Origin of the sequence: Microcoleus sp. A003_D6 (assembly GCF_036702825.1) — a bacterium.
Taxonomy (GTDB): Bacteria; Cyanobacteriota; Cyanobacteriia; order Cyanobacteriales; family Microcoleaceae; genus Microcoleus.
Window position 1 is genome coordinate 13,829 of sequence record NZ_JAUBWA010000078.1, and the last position, 21,495, is coordinate 35,323.

Here is a 21,495-nt window from a genome sequence, read left to right on the forward strand (position 1 = left end):
TAATTGGGAATTAGAAATTGGAAATTGAGAATTGGCAATTGGAAATTGAGAATTGGCAACTGGGAATTAAAACATTCTTGCTTCCTTCCCGGCGTTACATCCGTTACATCCGTTACATCCGCTGCCGAACTTCCTTCCCGGCGTTACATCCGTTACATCCGTTGCCGAACTTTCTTCCCGGCGTTACATCCGTTACATCCGTTACATCCGTTACATCCGTTACATCCGTTGCCGAACTTCCTTCCCGGCTTTACATCCGTTACATCCGTTACATCCGTTGCCGAACTTCCTTCCCGGCGTTACATCCGTTACATCCGTTACATCCGTTGCCGAACTTCCTTCACTCGGAAAATGTTCGAGGATTGCGCGATCGATCTTGAATAAAAGACTCAACCAGCGCTACATTTTCTTTGCTGCCGATAATCAAGGGCGATCGCTCGTGCAGTTTGGTCGGCACTACGTCTAAGATGTCTTGAGTGCCGGTACTGGCCCGCCCGCCGGCTTGTTCCATCAAAAACGCCAAAGGAGCCGATTCGTAGAGCAAACGCAATTTGCCCTCGGGTTTTTTCACGGTTCCCGGGTACAAAAACACGCCTCCCTGAAACAAAATCCGGTGGAAATCTCCCACCAAAGCCCCGCCGTACCGGGCGCTGTAGCCTTGACTGCGGTGCACGTAGCGAATGTAATCTCTCAAAGATTCCTCCCACTGCCAGAAGTTGCCTTCATTAACGCTGTAAATCGGGCCGCTGTCTGGAACCTGAATGTTTTCAGTTGCTAAAATGAACTCGCCCAAACTGGGATCGAGGGTAAAGGAATGAACGCCTTGCCCGATCGAATAAACCAGTATGGTACTGGGCCCGTAGAGTACGTAGCCGGCGCCGATTTGTTTGTGTCCGTGTTGCAGCAAGTCGGAGGCAGAACCGTCTGCATCGTCCCCCTCTTGCTTGCGGATGCTGAAGATTGAGCCGACATCGAGATTGATGTCAAGATTGGAAGAACCATCTATGGGGTCGTAGAGCAAACTGTAACGCCCGATCGGACAATTTTCGGGAATGTAATAGGGTTTTTCCATTTCCTCCGAAGCCAAGCGGCAGACAAGTCCGCTTTGCTGGAATACCGAGATAAACACTTCATTGGCATAGATATCCATCTTTTTGACGGATTCTCCCTGCACGTTGACACCCCCTGTAAACCCTAAAGCATCTTCCATTAATCCGGCTCTGCTGAGCCGCCTCGCGATCAGCTTGGCAGCTAGTCCGATGCGATTCATCAGGGCACTGAGATCCTGAGCATCTGCTGAAAAGCTGTGGAGTTGCTGGAGTACGTGACGGGATAGAGTCGTGCAATCGCGGTCTAAGGCTTGCACCTGATCGATCGGGCCCAGGCGGGTTTCCCCTGTCGGCGCTTGTACCATGATTTCGATAACCTCCCTGTCTTGCGGCTCTGGATTTGGGATTTTTCAGGTGCTTGACACTTGCTCCTGAATCGGCTATTAGACCGATCGTCCCCTAACTTCTATCTTAGGGAGGGTTTTGCGAAAGGGCGTCGAACTTTAGGTGAATTTTAGATCCCCACACAAAATTGAGGAGTTCGATCGAGTGTTTGGTCGGGAATTGTATTTACAATCACTAAATTTTTAAATTAACCGCAGAGGACGCTCTTGACGCAGAGGGAGAAAGTGTTGGCTTCGGGATGTAGGTTGGCTGTGTAGCAGAAAACAAACAAAAGTTATTAATCTCAGCTCGCTTAGCTTGATTTTTCATTATTTTCAACTATTTTAGCAATCAGTGGACGATAAATAGTGTTATCTAAGTGTCCCTTGTACCACTCCTTATAATCTCCACTATTATATAAATGTTCTTCAATTAGTCGAGCCTCTTCCAGTAGTATCCACAAGTTATGAGTAGCTCGATTACAAAAACCTTCCATACCACCTATTTTCAGTCCATTTAGTTTATACTGACGACACGCTGGACATAGACATTCCTCTAGTTTCTTTTCTTCTTCTTGACTGACTTGACGACCCCTCCAGTTACCTAAAGGAGCCACAATTCGCTCTCCGGTTCCAGGCAATTGTATCATCCCCCGCGCTGCCCGACTGCGCCAACCGCTTGAGTCTACTGAGTTAATCTTCAATAAAGCGGCTAAATGTATAGTTGCTGTGCCACCAATGCCAAAAACATGAAGTTTTGTATTCTTGAATTCTTCGCGTATATGTTGAATGCTAGATAGAATTTTATGATAAGGCAATGCTTTAGGAGCGCGGAGTAAATTTGGTACAATGCCACCCAAAGCAATATATGGTTTTGCTAAGAATTCCTTATGTGCTTTGATTTCATTTACATAATCTTCAAGCAATTCGCTAATGTGAATAACAGGAATGTATGATGGATGGTCTTTATAAGCCAGATTCATTTCCATTGTGCGCTTAAAACATTGTTTCTGCTGCTTAAATGTCATTTTGGGAGTAGGAATAAAGTCTTGAGGAATTGGATACCAGTCTGGTTTAGCTTTTTCTACAAACTCTTCATACTCTTTTCTTGGCGTTTCACCATCACGTTTTATAAAGTAAAAAGCACCGTTATCAAGATAAATTTGAACCTGAGTAGGAATACCCAAAGATTCGTGCAGTCCCTTTTCCATCGCCTCACGCCTGCGTTTGGGCATTTTGTGAAAATCGGCGTAGGAAATCATTACCGCGTGTAGTTGGGGAAGAAAATACTCTGAGGTTCTGTCCCATACACGCGGTTTTATTCCCTTTAAACTGATGCCAGCGACGATTTGCATGATTCAGATATCCTAAACCATTTCTGATAGTAGAGCTTTATATCGCGACATGAGCAATTGTCCAGTGCCATCAGTTATGTACTTACCCACATCCTTTGAGTAAATATGTGCTTGCTGAGTAACTGTTGGTATTATATACGTAATTGGCTCCTCAGCCATAAATGAATGATCTTGGTCAATATCTATACTAGAATATCGTAAAGCCGTTAGAATTTTTTGTGCTATTGATGATACTGAGCCAAGAGAATCATGGTGAAAAAATTCATACCGAGGTAACTGCTGATTAGGGTTTTTGGAGTGACCGATAAAAAACATATACATATGAAAAATTTTACACAATTGTTTATAAGAACTGATGTTAATGTCATGTTGTTTTTCATAACGTTCAAAGTAAGAGCTTTCTAAGTCTGTAAGATTAGCTTTTTCATTCAAAGTAGCTCTTGTAGTGAAAGAACGACGTATCAGACAGGTAGCTATGGTTTGTTTTAGATAATCACCAACAAACGAAGGATCGGACAACAACAATGTCATCATTTGTCCATCATTAAGAGTATAGTTTCCCGCTTCCCACTTCGGATCTATCTCCTTAGCTATATACCAATCCAACACGGCACTATAAACTTTTAAACGTACATTTTTGGATACTCCACAGTAAATAATCCCAGAGTTTTTAGCACAATCGAGACATTCAAGCAGACCTCGTATTGCTTCGCGAGTGAATTCACCCCGCCTATTTTCAATTAAAAAGTTGTCTAGGTAAGCATCCTGCGGAAATAGGCTACCATCTCTGAGGATAATATCTGGACGACTTCGGTCTGCATTCAACAAATATTGATAGTCAAATTTATACTGACCAACATCCATTGCTGAGGCTAGACAGCGCTGATAATCTTCAGGTTCTAGCTCGTCTTGATACGAGGGGTCAATTAGCATCCATTTGAGTAATTCTTCATTCGGTTGGGGGTTGAATCGAGGCGGATCATAACTCGCTTGACCCTGTTGCACCCTAAGTACAGCACCAGCAGCATTGTTAAGTAAAAAGGGTACACTGCGTGTGAAAAATCGTGCGGGAATAGGTACAGAACTGCGATGCTGGCTCACATCAGAAGACCCGATGAGAAAATCACGGTTTCCCCAAACGTCATCAGAAGTAATCGGGTTAAGGAAGTGTTCTCCTACAATATGGCTTTGAAGGTGTTGTTGAATTGATGCAACATCCAGATTTACTCTCCATCGACTACTACCTCTTGCTGGTTTCTCAATTCGCACTTGTTCCTTAGTCATTCCAAATCCACGAATAGCAACCTGCTCTAACAGGCGTGCTAGTCGTGCTGATTTAGATGAGTCTTGCTCTATCTGACGCTTGAGATCAGTGAAAAAATCAAGGTATAGTTCCCTCGGATCTTTTTCTAGTAAATGTTCCCGAGCAGTTTGAATTGTGGTTGTCCAAGCTCTCTCAGATTCAACTATTTGTCGCATATAATCAGCCGTTCTTGCAACTGGATTATAATCCGCAACTGCATCACGGCTCAGTACCTCATAGGTATCAGAGTTGAGGATGTCAAATATTGATAGCTGCCTATATCGATCAGGATCGGGAGAGTTAGATTGAGATTTGCGTTTTCTGGGCATTTTTATTTCTCCTTTTGTTTTAAGTCATTAATTTTAGATATCCATTCATCTTTCATCTCCTTGAAAATATCAGGAGTTTTACCACCTTCTGAATTTTCAGTTTTACGCTCCCTAATGCGTACCGGAATCGTATGCTTCACACTCTCATAAGTACCCGAAAGCAAACAAGTACCGCGTGGCATTTTGGGTAGGGCACGTAACATTTCTTCAGAGGCATCTGACTTTACTCCCCGAATGGCATCAAGTTGATCTGGTTCCAACGCAAACACCAGTCTTGTATTACACTGACGGATAATGCTTCTATCAATGTCAATAGGGCTTTGTGTCATTAATACCATGCAAATGCCGTGATGTCTTCCAATTCGTACACCTTCCCGTATTATTTGTTTGCAAGGGCTACCCTCACCTTGTGGTACAAACAAATGAGCTTCATCCACAACCGCCACATAAGGTGGAATATGACCCCGGATGCGTAAGTTCTGAAGTTCCCTCAAGACTGCTGTTGCTATAGATTGAAGCTGTATAGATGTTAATTTTTTACAATTTATTGCCAGACAAGGATACATAAGTTTTCGCCAGTCAGCTACCCCCTCGCCAAATATTTTGTAATTATTGAGAGTTTTTAACCTGCGTGTGACTGTATCTACTAATCGTGGCACATCACCAGGTTTACCTGATAGTGCTTCTGCTGAATCTGGGATTTTTGCTAAAACATCATCCAAGGTAAATTTGGCAATATCTCCATTGACTAGACGAGTTTGTAGTTCACCAAAAGCCCTTGTCACTACGTCACATTGAACTGAACTCTGTTTCATGGCTTCAGGAAGTAAATCTATCAATTCTGATTCAGTAAGTGATGAGATGCGAATGCTAAAATCTTTTCCTGGCTCAACAACTTTGCCATCCAATTTTTCAACGAGCGACGAATATTCATCCTGCGTATCTATAAAAACAATTGGTAACTTCATCTTGATAATTTCTTCTGCAACTACACCCATTGCATAACTCTTACCACTGCCTGTAGTTCCACCTATAAAAAAATGCCGTTGAATCGCCTCACGCTTTAGAATAACTGCTGTTTTTGTGCCACTTACTGTTTCACCAATGTACAAACCTTTAGATGGATCTGTCTCCATACCCAAAACACGGACGGTTTCATCACTATCAGCAATAAAGACTTCTGCCCCCGAATTTGGTAAATTCTGTGGCGCTCTGATCTCTGTCTCTATAGGAGATATGCTCTCTGCCTCTTTAACAGTTTCATTGCTATCAGCAATAGATACTTCTGTACCCGAATTTGGTAAATTCTGTGGCGCTCTGATCTCTATAATCTCCTCAATCAAGTCAGCTTCGGCAATGCGAAATATACTTGTGCTATCTTCCTCTTTAGGAAAATTTCGTGGCAGCCCCATGCTCTCAGTAACATTGATGCTTTCTGCGCTTTCATTAGAGTTGCTTTCATAAGCACTACGAATTCGACCATAAAGCATGGTCTTTTCTGCTCTTGATACAGGAATCCGAACAAGCATACCAGGCTTTACATCTTGTCCTGCTTTCAATTTGATTCGCACAGTTTCAAAAGTTGGAGTATCCCGATCAGAAATAACAGTACCAATAGGAAGAGTCTTGACGCTCATTTTTAAACACCTCGATTAAGATTAAGATTTGATTATTCTCTATAAATTTCTACACCAAGTTGTTGCAGCAATCGCCTAGCCACACTGGAATGAAAAGCGCTGACAGGCAATCCTGTCAACAGACTTACTACCCACTTCGGGGATACCCGTCGATCGCCAACTAGCACGTACCATGACTGATAGCTAGCGGGGTTGCCCTTGCCTTCCACCAACGCCTGACGCGCCACATCAAGCACTTGTGCTGGTGTCATTACCACCTCAATTCCCTTGAGGCAAGCTTTTCCTTGCAAGTCGATCGCCTGTCCACTAGCTAGTTCCGGGGGCTTTCCGTACAGCCAATCATGCAACGTTGCCAGCTTTTTACCCAAGGAGCCTGTAGCAATTCGCACAGCTAATCCTGATTTGATTAGCATATCGTATTTATCCAGTGCAAGGAAATAATCTCGACCCAGACAAATGCAAAGTTGTTGATATGGCTTGGCGTTGAGGATATGTTTGAGTTTAGCCATGACCTCTGGTTGCAGTTGGCGCGATCGAGCTCTTGTCATTTTTTGGTCATAATCTGGAATCGGATAGTCACTAGGTATCAGTCCAAACTTAGCTGACAAAATATATATCTCTAACGGTGCTGATGGTTGTTTCCGCAGAAAACGACGCAGCAAACGGAATGTTGGGCCATCATAGCGCTCAATAGCAGGCAGCGAATCAGCATCCGAACGTTTACGCTGCGAGCAAGCCAAAATTAGCAGATGTCGCAAATTCAGAACTCACTATATATTATTCATGTTATTTACCACATTATTCTATTTCGGCTATGCCGGATGCTTGGTGTAAAAAGTAGCAAGCAATACAATTTTTTGGGATAATGAAGGCTTAAAAGCTTAATTCAGCTAGATTATAACCTTGCGTTATGACCACAATTACGGAAGAGCCGATTTTTTGTGAAGCTAACTCAACTAACTGGAGACTTGCGATCCTTGAGTATCGATCGCGATCGCCCTTACATCAGCCTTCACCCCAAATTCCCCCCAAGCAGCCGCCATCCCTTTCTCAACCGCATCAACATTAGTAACATCCGTTAAAGCCAAAAGCGTCGGGCCAGCACCACTAATTACCATTCCACAAGCCCCTGCATTCAACGCAGCTTCTTGCACCGCTTCATATCCCTGAATCAGCGATCGACGGTAAGGCTGGTGAATTTTGTCTTGGAGGGCGCAGCGCAGCCAGTTTTCATTCCCAGTTTCCAAAGCCCGCACTAGCAAACCGAGGTGTGCGGCATTGAAAATCGCGTCAGCCTTACTGTAATCTGCTGGCAAAACTTTGCGGGCTTCGGCGGTAGAAAGCTCAAAATCGGGAATGGCTACCACGGACACAATATTTGGATGCCAGGGAATATCGCAAATCTCCCAGGAACCCCCCCCCTGCCCCCCCTTGCTAAGGGGGGGTGATTCTGTTACCCCCCCTTCGGTAAGGGGGAGTTGTTCTCTTAGCCCCCCCTTACTAAGGGGGGGTTGGGGGGGTGCATTGCTAGCAGCGAGGCGACATCCTCCCAGCAAAGCGGGGACAACGTTGTCGGGATGGCCTTCAAGTTCGATCGCCAACTGCATCACTTCCACCTGACTCAAAGGCGCACCGGCTAACTCATTTGCACCGACTAACCCGCCGACAATAGCTGTAGCGGAACTCCCCAAACCTCTAGCAAGCGGCACTTGCATATCTATATGTATCGCTACGGGCGGCGGCGATTGTTGGAGGCGATCGTATAACTTGAGAAAAGCTTGATAAGCGAGATTGCTGTCGTCTGTCTTGACTTTGGCGGCTTCTTGGCCTGTAACGGTAATTTTTAGTTTCTCGGTTGCTGAGGGTTCGAGTCGGGAGAATTGGAAGCAGTTGTAGAGGCTTAAAGCGGCACCGATGCAGTCGAATCCAGGGCCTAGGTTGGCGGTTGTAGCGGGTACGGTGACGGTGACGGTGGAAGTTTCGGGCATTTTTTGAGTAATGGATTTGGAGTGTTTAACCGCAGATGAACGCGGATGAACGCAGATGATTTTTTGGGTATTTATTTTATACCATGTTTTCACAAAGCTATTTATTGCCCCAGCAGTTGAAGATGCTTGATGGCGTCTTGATAATCGTTGGTATTGCCGGATTTTTGATAGAGTTCGGCGGCTTTTTGATAATCGGCGATCGCCCCCGGTTTGTCTTCTAAGAACTCGCGGACTCTGGCGCGGTTGTAGTAAGCGTCGCCGTAGTTGGGGTTGATTTCAATGGCGCGATCGAAATCTGCTTTTGCTGCTGGATAATCTCGAAGGTTGCGGCCGCGGATGATGCCGCGTTTGTTGTAGGCTTTGGCGTAGTTTGGGTTGAGGCGAATTGCTGCTGTGTAATCTGCGATCGCCCCTTGAATGTCTCCCGCTTCTGATTTGGCTAAAGCGCTGTTAAATAAGTCTTCAGCAGGATTTTGAACGATGAGTATTGGCGCTGACTCTGCTGTAATGGCAGGGGATATGCCACCCAAAACGGTAACAAATCCTAAAATGCCGATCGCCCGGTAAAAGTGTTTCATAAATCTAAGCAAAAATTTGAGCGACAGAGCAACTAAAACCAGGTAACAAAGGCGAGGTCAATTCATCAGCGCTCAACAGCGTAGCAACGAGCCTTAAACTTGCTTGTTCCCTGCGATAAACTTCAATTTGTCGCAACCGCCAATTCGCAATCCAGTATTCCTGTACTCCTCGTACCGAATAGAGTCGGAGTTTCAAATCTCTATCCCGTCTTTCATTGTCTGTACCAGCAGATAATACTTCAACAATTAACTCAGGTGCGGCGGTTAAATGACCGGCTTCGTCTAGCAAGATAGCCAAGCGTTCATTGCTGGCCCAAACTACATCAGGAATAACGTTATCGGCATCCGTGAAAATAAGACCCGGATTGATGGCGGCTCGTCCCAAACCAGTCGAGCGCGACCAAGTTTTTAACTCTAAGTAGAGGTTACCACAAGCTTCTTGATGACCCCAATGCGGTGCTCTAGTCACAAATAACTCTCCATCAATAAGTTCATAACGATCGCCGTTATCGGGCAATAGTTCTAAATCGGCGGTAGTCCAGCGTACTTTATCAGATATTGTCTGGCTCATACAAACACTCTTGATAGGTCATACAAACATTATAAACCTGTTTGTAGTAAGGACTTCAGTCCTCCAATCGGGCTTTTAGTCAATTAGGGCTAAAGTCCTTACTACAAACAATTCTGCCGATCGCAATTAACCGGACATGACATTACTTCAAAATAGTTTTAGAAGCAATCCGAGTTTTCTTGCGATCGGCTTCACTCAATTGTTCGCCAGATTGCAAGCGAGTAGCAGAAGTTTGCAGCACAGTTGCGGCACTTTTATCGCCCATTTGCAAAGCAGTTTTAGCAGCAGTTTGCAGCATCGTAGCCGCACCGGCGCGATCGCCCTGTTGCAATCTAGTTTCTGCGAGTTGAGTTTGGCGGTACTTAGCCAAAGCTAAAATGTGCTGCTGCACCATTGGATTAAGTGCCGGCTGATAAACTTTTAAGACATTAGCAGAAACTGCAACAGGATCGGAAAGTAAACTTGAACCGACAGTCGGATCGTCGTAGCGAATTTGCAATTGCCCGATCGCCTGCGTGCCTTCTGGTAACTGTCCAATATAAATATTAGCCAAAACTACTCGCTCTATATCCTTCATTAAATCTCCCAGGCGCACCATAAAACGATCGCCCTCTTGCTGCACCGGTAATTCGATCGTATCCGGGGCAACTTGGGCGATCGGTTTGAGTTCGGCTAACCGCACTTTTGGCATCAGCGAAAATAGCAAATAAGCATTAGTCAAACCTACACCTTGGACGCGAGTAAACAGTTTGCCAAACTCGTCAACCGCATCTTCGGGACGCTGAATGTGAGCCAGAGCACCGCCGCCAGCATCAGCAATTTTTTCCAAAATATCCTGGTTCCAGTTATCGCCAAATCCCAGAGAATTTAAAGTCATGTTATACTCGGCCGCCAGTTTAGCCAACTTCAAACAGCGGCTGTCGTCGCCGTGTTCGTTTTCGCCGTCAGTCAGCAGAAACGCCTGAGATATAGCTTCTTTTTTGCCTTTGCCCAACTCTTCAATACCTAACTTAATGCCCTCATCAATTGCTGTGCCGCCTGCCGGACGCAATTTCTCAATTTGCCGTTTAATGTTAGCGGGGTCTTCGACAATTTGATTGGGGACGAGGACTTTGGCTTTGTGGTCGAAAGCCACCGCGCAAAAGCGATCCCCGGGCTTCAACCGATCGAGCAACCGTCCGGCAGCTTGTTTGACGGTTTCCAAGGGGCGTCCGCCCATCGAACCGCTGTGGTCGAGAATCAGGCACAGGTTTAAGGGTACGCTGGAGTCGATCGAGCTTGCCGTCGCCGACACCGAAATCGCTAGCTGGCGCTGCGTTGAGGGCGCAGCAGCGTCAAGGTTAGGGTCGTTTAAAACCGGGAGCAAACTAACTTTCATGCGGGATACCTAAAGATTGCGTTACTATTTCTTTAAGAATAACTCCATCAGTTCAGGCAACATTTCGGTTATATGAACACACCCATTAAAGCAGTGCAATCGCCATACTACGGGGAAGGTAACTCTCGGACGCCCCCTCCCGATTTACCTTCCCTGTTGCTGAAGGAGCGGATCGTTTATCTGGGTATGCCTTTGGTGCCTGCGGTAACAGAACTGATTATTGCTGAACTGTTGTTCTTGCAGTACGAAGATGCGGATAAGCCGATCAAAATCTACATCAACTCGACCGGCACTTCTGGTTACAGCGGCGAACCCGTCGGCTTTGAAACAGAAGCCTTCGCTATCTGCGATACGATCAGGTACATTAAGCCGCCCGTACACACTATTTGCCTCGGTTCGGCAATGGGGATGTCTGCGATGCTGTTAGCGGCTGGTACAAAAGGCTTTCGGGCGAGTTTGCCCCACGCTTCTATTGTGTTGCACCAACCCAAGGCGTACACGCGGGGTCAAGCAAGCGACATTCAAATTCGGGCTAAGGAAGTGCTGGCAAATAAAGCGACAATGCTTGAGATTTTTGCAAGCTGTACTGGCCAACCGATCGAAAAGATTACTAAAGATATGGATCGGTTGCTGTACATGACGCCCCATGAAGCTAAAGAATACGGTTTGATCGATCGCGTTCTTGAAAGTTCGGAAGAATTGCCAAAACCGCTGCCGGCTGGAGTCATCTAACTGGGAATGGGGCATGGGGCATGGGGCATGGGGCATGGGGCATGGGGCATGGGGAATGGGGCATCGGGCATGAGTAATAATTAAGGGTTAATGGCTAGTAGTTTCTACCCTGATTAGTTATTCAATAGTCTTTTTATGACTAACAATTCCCAATTACCGATTCCCAACAATTACCGATTCCCAATTACCAATGCCCGATGCCCGATGCCCAATGCCCGATGCCCGATGCCCGATGCCCAATGCCCTATTCCCAATTACCAATTACCAATTACCAACTAAACGGAGTTCCGAATTATGCCTATAGGTGTGCCAAAAGTTCCCTACAAAATGCCGGGTGGTTATGATACTCAGTGGATTAATATCTACGATCGCCTCTACCGGGAACGGATTATTTTCTTGGGCAGGGACATTGACGATGAAATTGCCAATCAAATCATCGCTGTGATGCTCTATCTCGATTCGGAAGATTCAGGTAAGGATATTATTTTGTACATCAATTCCCCAGGGGGGATGGTGTCGGCAGGCATGGCTATTTTTGATACCATGCAGCACATTAAATCGGACGTGGTGACGATTTGTGTGGGCTTGGCTGCTTCGATGGGTTCTTTCCTGTTAGCTGCCGGTGCGAAGGGGAAACGGTTAGCTTTGCCTCACTCGCGCATCATGATTCACCAGCCTTCTGGGGGCACGCGGGGACAAGCAACGGATATTCAGATTGAGGCGAAAGAGATTCTGCGGCTGCGCCACGAACTGAATAATATCTATGCTAAGAATACTGGCAAGCCGATCGAGAAAATCGAGAAGGACATGGATCGCGACTATTTTATGTCCGCTGAGGAAGCCAGAGAATACGGCTTGATTGACAGAGTGATCGAAGATCGTCCGTAAGTTATTTTTTCGGTTCAGTAGTGCGGGCAACCCTCGCACTACAACCTAGTTCGCACTAAATTTTGGCAGAATCTTTACATTTAAGGATTCTGCCATATTTAATGGTATTATCAACGCTCATTCATGCTAAATGGATATTGCAGATTATTACCGACAGTTAGGACTGAGGTCTGGTGCGAGTTTATCGCAAGTTAAGGCATCTTATCGGCAGTTAGCCAGACAGTATCACCCCGATGTGAATCCGGGAAACGAACAGGCTAAAAATAAGTTTATTGCTATTACTGAGGCTTATAAGTTCCTGGTGAATGTTGCCCCCCACCATGTTGCGGAGTCGAAAGTTGCCAATTCAACTGTGCCGCCTACTTCGACACCGCCGGATCTGGGGGTGAAAGCTCAACCGCAAGCAGTTAAGGTGACTCGAAAAGAGGCCGCGGTTCAATCTCATGCGGATCTGTCGGCGGTAGAACAAAAGTTAAAGCAAGATGCTTATTTTGAGTTGCAGCAGTTGCTGAAATATCAGAGGTTTCCGCGGGCGATCGCCTTGATTGAAGGTTTAGCCCAGCGGGTTCCCGAAGATTTGGAGGTGCGTCAGTGGCAGGCGATCGCCTATCAGCGCTGGGGACGGCATTTGATCGGGGAAAAGCAGGTTGATAAGGCGAGAATTTATTTGAAAAAGGCTGTGAAAACTGACCCTCACAATCGGGCTTTGTGGGCGGAAGTTGAGCGGGATTTTCGCAGGTTGGAACAGATTTATTGATTGGGAATTGGGCATTGGGCATTGGGCATTGGGCATTGGGCATAGAGGATTGGAAATTATTAGTTCGATTCCGTGGAGGTAATCAAAAGGTCTATATTTTTGAGTTTTTCTAAAATGACTTGGGTGTTTTTCGGTCTGTTTTCTGGTAGCGGTTCCATCAATTGGTCGATCGACTCTAGAAGTAACGGGTCAATATCTACAGCCTGGTTCCTCCAATGAATTTTACCAGTTTTTGAATTGACGGGAAAGTCGATCGGCTCTATGCCTGTTAATAAATGTACAAAAGTACGCCCCAAAGCAAAAAAGTCCGATCGCACTTCAGCTTTACCTGCAATTTGTTCCGGCGCGCAGTATCCAGCAGAACCTATGGGTGCGGTATCTATCTCTGCTTCTGTTGCGGCGCCGAAGTCAATTAATCTCAATTTCCCATTGGCTTCAACCATCAGGTTGGATGGCTTAATATCGCGATGTACTAAATGATATTTGTGGATTTCCTGCAAAATATGAAGCATTTGTTGCAGCCAATCAACAGCTAGTTTTTGAGAAACGTGCTGGTTTTTAGTTAAGAATTCTGCCAAGTTTTCTCCGGTAATTTTTTCCATCACCAAACAAGACAATTTCTGGAAGTTATGGGGGAGTTTAATTGGGAAATAACCGTCGGGTTCCACTTGGGGAACTGGGCCCTTTCCGGCCAGCCAAATCAAAACTCGCGCTTCTTGCTTGAACAAGCGAACTAAATCTGGATTGTGGGTGTATTTCAAGACTTTTAAAACTTTGACAGTTCCCCATTCGTTGTCCCCTGTTCCCAAATCTTCGACTTCAAAGATGTCTGTGGGGCGTGCGGGATTGGGCGATCGCACTGGTTTAAGGATGCGGTAGCGATCGGCAATTAACAAATCCGTGCGGCAAGCCTGACAATTTTGAGCAGCAGCAGGATTTTCGCGTTGTTCGCACTGAGGATTGATGCAGTAAATCATCGGCCTTGATACGTCCACGACTGACGGATTTAACAAATAGATTCAATTATTAGCATAAAACCCAGTAGTTTTGACCGAAAGCATCTAGGATACAAGCCTCCTGATTTATTCGTGGAGAAATAAAAAACTGTATCCGATAGACCTCTTGCAAAAATAACTAGGACGGGCAAGATGCCCATCCCACAAAAAACATTTTTCCTTGTGGAACGGGCATCTTGCCCGTTCCAAAATTTGATTAAAAGGACTTTTGCAAGAGGTCTGATAAAGGCGCCCCCGAATTTATCCGTGGGGTCAATGCTTCAAATCTAAAATCTAAAATCTAAAATCTAAAATTGATTGACATTCTAAAGTTACAGCACTTTTCAGATAAAAGAATCACAAAAAACTGGTTGTTGTAGGGGCCGTGCCGTGCCCGCCCTACTAGCCCAGCAATTTATCCCTCAAAAACTCGGCAAAATCTCTAGCATCGCTGCGGATCAAGTGGATGCCATCATTGGTGCGCCACTCTTGCGATGGCGGGGGCGGCAGCCACTCAAAGCGATCGGGCGGAAACAACTTTTTCACCAATTCTCGGACTTGTTTTATCCTGATTGCAGCATTAACTCGCGACTCGAGCGGTATGTCAAATAAAACTACTTTTGCCCCGCTATCCTTTGTGATTTCAGCGATTTGATTTTTAATCAAATCAGCTTCTTTTATCATATCTTTTGCATCTTTTTCAGACAAAAGTTGGCTTTGAATGTCAACTGTCGTTTGGATAGCTTTTTGCGATAATTCGGGAGTAAGATTTCGACCTTCCAAGCTATCTAGTGCCTCTCGCGTCATCAGTTTTAAATTCTGCTTCGAGCGACTTTTAAAAGAATCAACAAAAACGCTAATCGGACGGTATTCCTCTCTCATCATCGGCAGATACTGGCGCAGCCAATAAAAAATAGGGTTATACAAAGAATCAACTAATTCTGCATCTATTTTGCGGACAATAGTATCGTTAATTTCTACCAAAACGATCGGGGGCTTGCTTTTACTTCTTTTAACTATTTCTAAACCTGTTTGGCTCGCTCCTCCCCCCAAAGCTATGCTCTTTACGCCCTCTCCAATGTCTTCAACGTTAAGGTTGGCACCTAGAGAACTACCTACCATTACCATTTTCAGCTCGGAATCATGCTGATATACATACCTTTGAGCTTTGACAATATTACGTTGAATCAGGCTAACTCCGTCGGAAGCTGGCAAAACTCCGCCGCTGACGAGCACTTGATAAAAACTCATTAGAAACAGAAAAATTAGTACCGGGCGCAAAATCGATCGCAACTGGAATTTGACAAACATATAACACCTTCTAGAATTGGAAATAAATAAATTGTTTCGAGCTGCCGCTGTTGAGGAATATCATTGCTAGCATAATTCCTAAAGCTAAATCTTGATAAATGCTCCAGACTTTTTGACCGTTTTTATTTGAATCCTGTTTCATCAGATTTTGCCAAGTGGGAAAATGAGGAATGTGATAAATTACTACGGGTATCGAAAAAATCAGCGTCGGAATAATTTGACTCCAACCGGGCTTGACTTTATAGTTGCGAACTAAAGTAACTGCGAAGTCAACCGCTTCTTCAAATCGAGGCAGTTTGAAAAGCAGCCATCCTGCGGAAACAAAAGAGAAAATTCCTAAAACGCTAAGGCTGTCAAATAATAATTGCTGCCAGATTGGTTTGGTTTCTGCTTGATTTGGTTCTGGCGATTTGTTTTTGGATTTATCGAACCCAAAAAAGCGTTCTACGGCCAAACCAAATCCGTGATAAATTCCCCAAACTGCATAACTCCAAGCGGCCCCGTGCCACAATCCTCCTAAAGTCATTACTGTCATTAAGTTAACATAAGTTTTGATTTTTCCTTTGCGGTTTCCGCCGAGGGGAAAGTATAGATAATCTCTGAGCCAAGTAGAGAGGGAAATGTGCCACCTTCTCCAGAATTCGGATAGGGAACGGGAGATGTAGGGAAAGTCGAAATTTTCGGGAATTTTGTAACCCAAAGCAGCAGCAAAACCGATCGCAATTAAGGAGTAACCGGCAAAATCGGCGAAGATTTGTATTGAGTAGCCGAACAGCAGGGTTAGGTTGGTAATAGTTCCAAATCCTTGGTAGTAGGGAAAGCTGATCCAGAAGGTATAGTCTTTTAAGTTGTCGGCGATGACCATTTTTAGGAAGTAGCCGACAACGAGGGATCTAAAAATAAAATTCCAAGGAATGTCTTTAAAGTATTTAGGAACAATCTGGGGATAAAATGTTTTGGATTTTAAAATCGGGCCTGACAGTAAATTGGGGAAAAAGCTAATGAAAAATGAAGTATTTAGCAGGTGTTGGGTGAAGTTTGGCGAGACGTAAGCGTTTGATTCTGTTTCGCTTTTGTCTTTCTGAGTAAGTACGTCTACGATTAAACTTATGCCTTCAAAGGTGTAGAAAGAAATGCCGATCGGCAGCGGCAATTTTAAGAATAAATAAGCAATGCTGCCTTCGGTTCGAGCAATATTAAAAACATCAGCAACAAAGTTAGTCAGCAAACCGGCGTATTTAAACAAGCTCAAAATTAATACATTGAGAACTACTCCCGATAAAGCCCAAATAAATCGCTGTTTCTTGTCGGAAATTCGGGCAACTTGAAAGCTGGCCGTAGCGTTGATAATAATGGAGAGTAGCAGGATCGACAGCAGTGCGGGCGCGCTCCAACTGTAAAATATGAAGCTGGCAATTATGAGGATGGGAACTTGCAGTTTTTGCAAGGGAGGGAAATAATATATGGCGAAAACAATCGCAAAAAATACTAAAAATTCAATACTGTTAAATAACATAGTTTATAATTTCGCTCTTTTACCTAGCCTGTGACCCACTATATCAAGCGCCTGCGACTACTGGCAAGAGTCGGCAAGAGCCCGATCGCGATCGCGCCTCCTCCTAAAGTGTAGCAAATTTTACTGGTTTTTCACGCTTCGACTACCTCTTGAGATAGATGCGCGAATACCTCCGCAGACCTGTTGCAATATCGGGAAACATTTCTTAACATATAGAGAACAAAGGGAATCCGAGGAGACACCAAAAATCCTTAAGCCCTTGGGGTGCCCCGGTTAATCAGATTCTTCGCACACAAGGGCTAAATTAATGAACAAGCAGCAAAACTCCGAAGTTTCAGCATTTTTGCCAATGCTTCAAAAAGGCATTTGGCTGTTTGGGATTCTCTCCTGGATATTCGGGCTGACAGATAGAACGATTGCACTATTATCTGATGGATATTTGTCGGCGGTGGATATTGTCCAGCTATTTACAGCTTCTTTCTTCTTCCTTAGTTGGCTGTTTTTAAGCCCGTTTTTGGGTCTTAACTCCCAGAGTCAGCCGAAGAGAGAAGCATCTCCTTAGTTTTTAATTGGTAATGTTAGTTTCTCGATCGCTATGAGTTTCTTGTGCGGCAAAGCGGGCCGGCCAAATGCGATCGCAAAAAAACAAAGTTCCCGCCGTCACGCACAGCGGAATCGCCAACAGATTCAACAGCGGAATGCTCACCAAACCCAAACAAACCACACCAAAACTCCCGCTAGCCGGCAAACTCGCCCGAATTATCTCCAACTTCTCTTGAAAAGGCCGCCTCCGCCTCTCCAAAGGTGCATCTAAAAAGTCCAAACAGACAATAGTCGCGCCCAAAGCTACGCCACCCAAACTGCTAAGAATAGAGCCGAAACCAGGGATAAAATTCAGCAGCAGCAGCGGTATGCCGACGCTCAACAAAATTTGTAGTTTTCGCAGTTCAAAGGCGATCGCCCTTTGAATATCCGCAAAACTACTCGCCAAATTCATTGGTTCTTCTGCGGGCAATTGACCGTTCCGCAGGAGTTCCAATTGTTCGGAAAGTTTGCCGTACCAGGGCGAACCTAAAATCACGCCAAACTGCACTAACAAAAACCCGATTATCAGCAAAAGTCCTGACACTAGGAGTACCCGCAGCAGCCAGCCGAAAGCGACTGTTAACGCGCCGAGAAAGCTCAGCCAAGCTGGCCAACTCGCAATTAAAGCATTAAATCGGACGGACAAATCGGCCACCAAAACGTCTATGCCTGCCAAACTGGGAAATAGCAAACTCAAATAAAGACCGATACCAATTATAAAATTTAGTACCACGGGAACTAATACATAAGTCCACAGCTTGGGAGTTTGCCAAATCAGCGTGAAAGCTCGAAAAGGATAGGTAAAACCTGCGAGGAGTCCAATTGGTGCGGTAATGGCGACGGGGGCGGGATTTGAATTGAGCTGTTTTGACATATTTTCTGCTTTTGAGGACTCGACTCTATTTTCTATTATCCATTTTCCATTATTATGACTGATGAGGATTTATTGCAGGTAGCCCCACAAGTGAAGCTTTTTATTTACCATACCCCGGAACTTACGCCAGCCGACAAAATGCCGGCTTGTGCGATCGCAGTTGATGTGCTGCGGGCGACTACGACAATGGCAACGGCCCTGAATAATGGGGCGGAAGCTGTTCAAGTTTTCAGCGACTTAGATAAGCTGATGGCCGAGAGCGAAAAATGGCCTGCAGATAAGCGGATTCGCGCCGGAGAGCGCGGCGGCGGCAAAGTTGACGGATTTGACATGGGGAATTCCCCCTTCGACTGCACGCCAGAAAAGGTGAGTGGGAAGCGAATTTTTATCAGCACAACTAACGGTACTCGGGCTTTGGAGAGAGTGCAAGCTGCTGCAACTGTGTTAACGGCGGCTTTGATTAACCGCAAATCTGCGGTGCAGTTTCTGTTAAAGGAAAAGCCGGAAACTATTTGGATTGTGGGTTCTGGTTGGGAAGGAAGTTATTCGTTGGAAGATACGGTTTGTGCTGGTGCGATCGCCCAAAGTCTCCTAGCAGAAAGCGGTATTCCTGCGAGCGATTTTGCTGGTAACGATGAAGTATTTGCGGCTATTGCTCTTTATTTGCACTGGCAAGATCGGTTGCACGAATTGTTGGAAAAAGCCAGTCACGGTCAGCGCCTCCTCGGTTTAGGTGTTATTGAAGATTTAAAATATTGCGCGCAAACGGATACTTTGGATGTGCTGCCGGTGCAGCGAGAACCGGGAGTTTTGGTTAAGTCGGATTTTAAAATTTCTTAGGCTGATTTCTGGGTTCAATCTTCGGAAAAAACGGCGAATTGAATTTTTCTGCGAGTCAAGTATTAGTAAGGTGCGCAATGCGCACCCTACGGAAGTTAGTAGTTAGCGCACAAGATTTTTTTAAAAGAAACTAGAATTAAAGATATTCGGTAGGGACACAACATTGTTGTGTCCCTAGTGTACGGTCGGCGATTGAGAATTGCTGTCTTCACCGCCGAACCGCTGAATTAAACACTCGGCAATTCTGGCTGCTGCACCGGGTTCTCCCATGCGGCGCCAGCCATTTTCAGCGATTAGCTGCAACCTGTCGGGGTCGCGGAACAAAGACTGCACGGCGCCGGCAACTTCGACGGGATGTTTGACTAAAATTAATGAGGGGCCTAACAGGCGACTTTGAGCTTCTGCAAAAGCGGGAGTAAATTGCGGGCCGTTTCCGGGAATGGCGATCGCCGGTTTTCCCAAACCTACAAACTGTTCTGTAGCTGTTCCGGCCATTGCTATTGCTAAATCGGCTTCGTACAAACAATCGTTAAAACTTTGCTGAGTCAAAATCATCGTGGCGTTTCTCTGCACAAATGTCAAGGGCAATAGCAAATTAGGAGATTCTTTCTGAATTTCTCGAGCGCTAGAAACAGGAGGTCGCAAAATACTTCCTTCTCGCCGCTGCGTTCTAGTTTCGCCGTCTTGACGCCAGCCGAAAAATTCTAAACTAGGTCGCAAAGCTTCTAAGTTTAACTCTCTTGAAATCGCTCCGAAAAATAACAATTTACGATCGCCAAACAGCGACAAAATTCCGGCTACAGCCTCTACTATTAGCAGCCAATTAGCATAGGCTTCCGGCGCTCTAGAACCGGGGAGTAAGGTGATGACGAGCGATCGCGAGCTTTCGAGAAACTCTGCGTCAGGGCCGTAAAAACCGACTGGGTTTTCCGGTTCGAGTCCGTCCATCATCGGATTTCCGAGATTGTAAGCCGGAATTCCCAGCTTTTGTAAAGTCTCGGCGGTCAGCGCGTCCCTGACAAAAACGGCCCGACAGCGCGATCGAGTCATCAACCAGCGCTCCCAAGGGAAATAAACCGATCGCGACCAACCCCAGGAATCAAAGACACCGGATTTGCGAGCCAGAGGCCCGTTTTCGTCCCGCAAATAATACTCCGACTTGGCGGTGCCGACAAAGGCATAGGGCGCACCGCTCAGCCAAGCAAACAGCAGCGGTACAATATCCCCGCAGGCTAAAATAACGCCGTCTTGATTCCCAGATTGTTTTTGCGTCCGCACCCAAGCGCGGATGGCTTTAAACTGAGCTAGGGTCAACTGAAGCAGCCCGCCTTTGACATCGCGCAAAAATTCTCTTCTATCCATGTAAATAAATCCGCCCGAAGGCATCCGCTGCACCGGGCCGATGATGGGGGCGTTTTCTAGTTGAGCGAAAGCTTGCCCTTCGCCCACTAGCGGAAACACGGCTAATTCTGGGGGATGCGGGTGCTGTTGCAGTTCCTGCAAGATGCGAAGGGCGATCGCGTCTTCTCCGTGGCCGTTACTGAGGCAAAGTATTTTCAATCCCAAATCTCTCAAAAACTGTCTCTGAATATATAGAAGCAAGATTAGCCGCAGGATGCAAGGTGGTATAGCCGGATGTTGAAGTAAGCGGATCGACGATCGCGCGAGTCGGGCAATTTTTGGTAAAATAGCAGGTGAAACTCCTATTTTAGAGGTCAAATCGGATGGTACAAACCCTGGCAAAATCTCTGACACTCGAAGAGTTTCTGAAGTTGTCAGAAACCAAACCAGCCAGCGAGTACATTGACCGTGAAATCATTCAAAAACCCCTGCTTCAAGGAGAACATAGTGTCATTCAAGGCGAGTTGACAAGCGCTGCTAATACTGCTCTCAAATCTCAAAAGGTGGCGCGAGCATTTCCAGAACTACGGTGCATTTTTGGCGGTCGAGCGATCGTTCCCGACGTGACTGTATTCACTTGGGAGCGCATTCCCCGCAACGAAAATGGTGGTGTGGCAAATGTGTTTGCGATCGCCCCGGATTGAACAATTGAAATCCTCTCTCCCGACCAAAGCCAAACTAAAGTTACTAAAAATATTTTACATTGTCTCAAACACGGAACTCAAATGGGTTGGTTAATCGATCCAGAGCAGCGATCGGTTTTTGTATATCGGCCGACTCAATCAACGGAGGTGTTTGACGAACCGGAACAGTTATTGCCCGTGCCATCTTTTGCCAGGGAATTGCAACTGACAGTAGGAGATTTATTTGGTTGGCTATTAGATTGAAACAACAGAATATTAGAGCAGGAGAGTATAGCCTTTCTCAGAAAGATGAGGTACCAGACTTGCATTGGGCATTGGGCATTGGGCATTGGGCATTGGGCATTGGGCATTGGGCATTGGGCATTGGGCATTGGGCATTGG

Annotated in this window: 21 protein-coding genes and 1 pseudogene; 7 read left to right on the forward strand and 15 right to left on the reverse strand. The window is 45.6% G+C overall.

Annotated features, from left to right (window positions below; translation table 11 throughout):
* Window positions 1-219: 219 nt before the first annotated feature.
* The 10 genes from QUB70_RS20595 to QUB70_RS20640 form a co-directional block, all read right to left on the reverse strand.
* The gene (locus tag QUB70_RS20595) at window positions 220-393 is read right to left on the reverse strand and encodes a hypothetical protein (RefSeq protein WP_332983134.1); all 174 of its coding nucleotides are present in this window, start codon (window positions 391-393) and stop codon (window positions 220-222) included.
* A complete protein-coding gene (fbp, locus tag QUB70_RS20600) occupies window positions 341-1,414 on the reverse strand; it encodes a class 1 fructose-bisphosphatase (protein WP_332983106.1) in 1,074 nt (357 codons plus the stop codon). Before fbp ends, QUB70_RS20595 begins: the two co-directional genes overlap by 53 nt.
* Before the next feature lie 332 nt (window positions 1,415-1,746).
* Window positions 1,747-2,787: a hypothetical protein gene (locus tag QUB70_RS20605; RefSeq protein ID WP_332983107.1), complete on the reverse strand. Its 1,041-nt coding sequence runs from the start codon at window positions 2,785-2,787 to the stop codon at window positions 1,747-1,749.
* A 12-nt stretch (window positions 2,788-2,799) separates the two neighbouring features.
* Window positions 2,800-4,419 carry a hypothetical protein gene (locus QUB70_RS20610; protein WP_332983108.1) on the reverse strand — a complete coding sequence of 540 codons (1,620 nt, stop codon included), beginning with the start codon at window positions 4,417-4,419 and terminating at the stop codon, window positions 2,800-2,802.
* 2 nt (window positions 4,420-4,421) lie between these two features.
* Complete coding sequence (locus tag QUB70_RS20615; protein ID WP_332983110.1) at window positions 4,422-6,056, reverse strand: ATP-binding protein; 1,635 nt, start codon at window positions 6,054-6,056, stop codon at window positions 4,422-4,424.
* Window positions 6,057-6,088: 32 nt separating this feature from the next.
* On the reverse strand, window positions 6,089-6,814 hold the full coding sequence (locus QUB70_RS20620; protein WP_332983112.1) for a DUF6884 domain-containing protein: 726 nt from the start codon (window positions 6,812-6,814) through the stop codon (window positions 6,089-6,091).
* A 198-nt stretch (window positions 6,815-7,012) separates the two neighbouring features.
* Entirely contained in the window at window positions 7,013-8,044 is a 1,032-nt protein-coding gene (gene thrB, locus QUB70_RS20625) for a homoserine kinase (protein WP_332983114.1), read from the reverse strand.
* A gap of 101 nt (window positions 8,045-8,145) precedes the next feature.
* Window positions 8,146-8,622 (reverse strand): tetratricopeptide repeat protein, encoded by a 477-nt coding sequence (locus QUB70_RS20630; protein WP_332983115.1) that lies wholly within the window; start codon window positions 8,620-8,622, stop codon window positions 8,146-8,148.
* 4 nt (window positions 8,623-8,626) lie between these two features.
* Window positions 8,627-9,193 carry a Uma2 family endonuclease gene (locus QUB70_RS20635; RefSeq protein WP_332983116.1) on the reverse strand — a complete coding sequence of 189 codons (567 nt, stop codon included), beginning with the start codon at window positions 9,191-9,193 and terminating at the stop codon, window positions 8,627-8,629.
* A gap of 142 nt (window positions 9,194-9,335) precedes the next feature.
* On the reverse strand, window positions 9,336-10,571 hold the full coding sequence (locus QUB70_RS20640; RefSeq protein ID WP_332983117.1) for a vWA domain-containing protein: 1,236 nt from the start codon (window positions 10,569-10,571) through the stop codon (window positions 9,336-9,338).
* A gap of 72 nt (window positions 10,572-10,643) precedes the next feature.
* Here QUB70_RS20640 and QUB70_RS20645 point away from each other — a divergent pair, with 72 nt between their 5' ends.
* The 4 genes from QUB70_RS20645 to QUB70_RS20660 all read left to right on the forward strand — a co-directional run bounded on the left by QUB70_RS20645 (window position 10,644) and on the right by QUB70_RS20660 (window position 12,948).
* Window positions 10,644-11,303 carry an ATP-dependent Clp protease proteolytic subunit gene (locus QUB70_RS20645; protein WP_332983119.1) on the forward strand — a complete coding sequence of 220 codons (660 nt, stop codon included), beginning with the start codon at window positions 10,644-10,646 and terminating at the stop codon, window positions 11,301-11,303.
* Window positions 11,304-11,438: 135 nt separating this feature from the next.
* Window positions 11,439-11,582 (forward strand): hypothetical protein, encoded by a 144-nt coding sequence (locus QUB70_RS20650; RefSeq protein WP_332983120.1) that lies wholly within the window; start codon window positions 11,439-11,441, stop codon window positions 11,580-11,582.
* 15 nt (window positions 11,583-11,597) lie between these two features.
* Entirely contained in the window at window positions 11,598-12,191 is a 594-nt protein-coding gene (locus tag QUB70_RS20655) for an ATP-dependent Clp protease proteolytic subunit (protein ID WP_332983122.1), read from the forward strand.
* Window positions 12,192-12,321: 130 nt separating this feature from the next.
* Window positions 12,322-12,948 carry a J domain-containing protein gene (locus tag QUB70_RS20660; RefSeq protein WP_332983124.1) on the forward strand — a complete coding sequence of 209 codons (627 nt, stop codon included), beginning with the start codon at window positions 12,322-12,324 and terminating at the stop codon, window positions 12,946-12,948.
* 59 nt (window positions 12,949-13,007) lie between these two features.
* Here QUB70_RS20660 and QUB70_RS20665 read toward each other — a convergent pair whose 3' ends face one another.
* The 3 genes from QUB70_RS20665 to QUB70_RS20675 form a co-directional block, all read right to left on the reverse strand.
* Complete coding sequence (locus QUB70_RS20665) at window positions 13,008-13,925, reverse strand: serine/threonine protein kinase (protein WP_332983125.1); 918 nt, start codon at window positions 13,923-13,925, stop codon at window positions 13,008-13,010.
* Window positions 13,926-14,345: 420 nt separating this feature from the next.
* Window positions 14,346-15,254 carry a hypothetical protein gene (locus QUB70_RS20670; RefSeq protein ID WP_332983126.1) on the reverse strand — a complete coding sequence of 303 codons (909 nt, stop codon included), beginning with the start codon at window positions 15,252-15,254 and terminating at the stop codon, window positions 14,346-14,348.
* A 10-nt stretch (window positions 15,255-15,264) separates the two neighbouring features.
* Window positions 15,265-16,770 (reverse strand): MBOAT family O-acyltransferase, encoded by a 1,506-nt coding sequence (locus QUB70_RS20675; RefSeq protein ID WP_332983127.1) that lies wholly within the window; start codon window positions 16,768-16,770, stop codon window positions 15,265-15,267.
* A 307-nt stretch (window positions 16,771-17,077) separates the two neighbouring features.
* Here QUB70_RS20675 and QUB70_RS20680 point away from each other — a divergent pair, with 307 nt between their 5' ends.
* Complete coding sequence (locus tag QUB70_RS20680) at window positions 17,078-17,332, forward strand: hypothetical protein (protein ID WP_332983128.1); 255 nt, start codon at window positions 17,078-17,080, stop codon at window positions 17,330-17,332.
* A gap of 3 nt (window positions 17,333-17,335) precedes the next feature.
* Here QUB70_RS20680 and QUB70_RS20685 read toward each other — a convergent pair whose 3' ends face one another.
* Entirely contained in the window at window positions 17,336-18,229 is an 894-nt protein-coding gene (locus tag QUB70_RS20685; RefSeq protein WP_332983130.1) for an EI24 domain-containing protein, read from the reverse strand.
* 90 nt (window positions 18,230-18,319) lie between these two features.
* On the opposite strand from QUB70_RS20685, the gene QUB70_RS20690 reads away from it, so the two are divergent.
* Complete coding sequence (locus QUB70_RS20690) at window positions 18,320-19,069, forward strand: 2-phosphosulfolactate phosphatase family protein (RefSeq protein WP_332983131.1); 750 nt, start codon at window positions 18,320-18,322, stop codon at window positions 19,067-19,069.
* Window positions 19,070-19,243: 174 nt separating this feature from the next.
* Here the strand turns inward: QUB70_RS20690 and QUB70_RS20695 are convergent, their stop codons facing one another.
* Window positions 19,244-20,629, reverse strand: coding sequence for a lipid-A-disaccharide synthase-related protein (locus QUB70_RS20695; protein ID WP_332983132.1), 1,386 nt, complete (start codon window positions 20,627-20,629; stop codon window positions 19,244-19,246).
* A gap of 164 nt (window positions 20,630-20,793) precedes the next feature.
* On the opposite strand from QUB70_RS20695, the pseudogene QUB70_RS20700 reads away from it, so the two are divergent.
* Window positions 20,794-21,357 (forward strand): annotated as a pseudogene (locus tag QUB70_RS20700) (Uma2 family endonuclease).
* The last annotated feature ends 138 nt before the right edge of the window (window positions 21,358-21,495 follow it).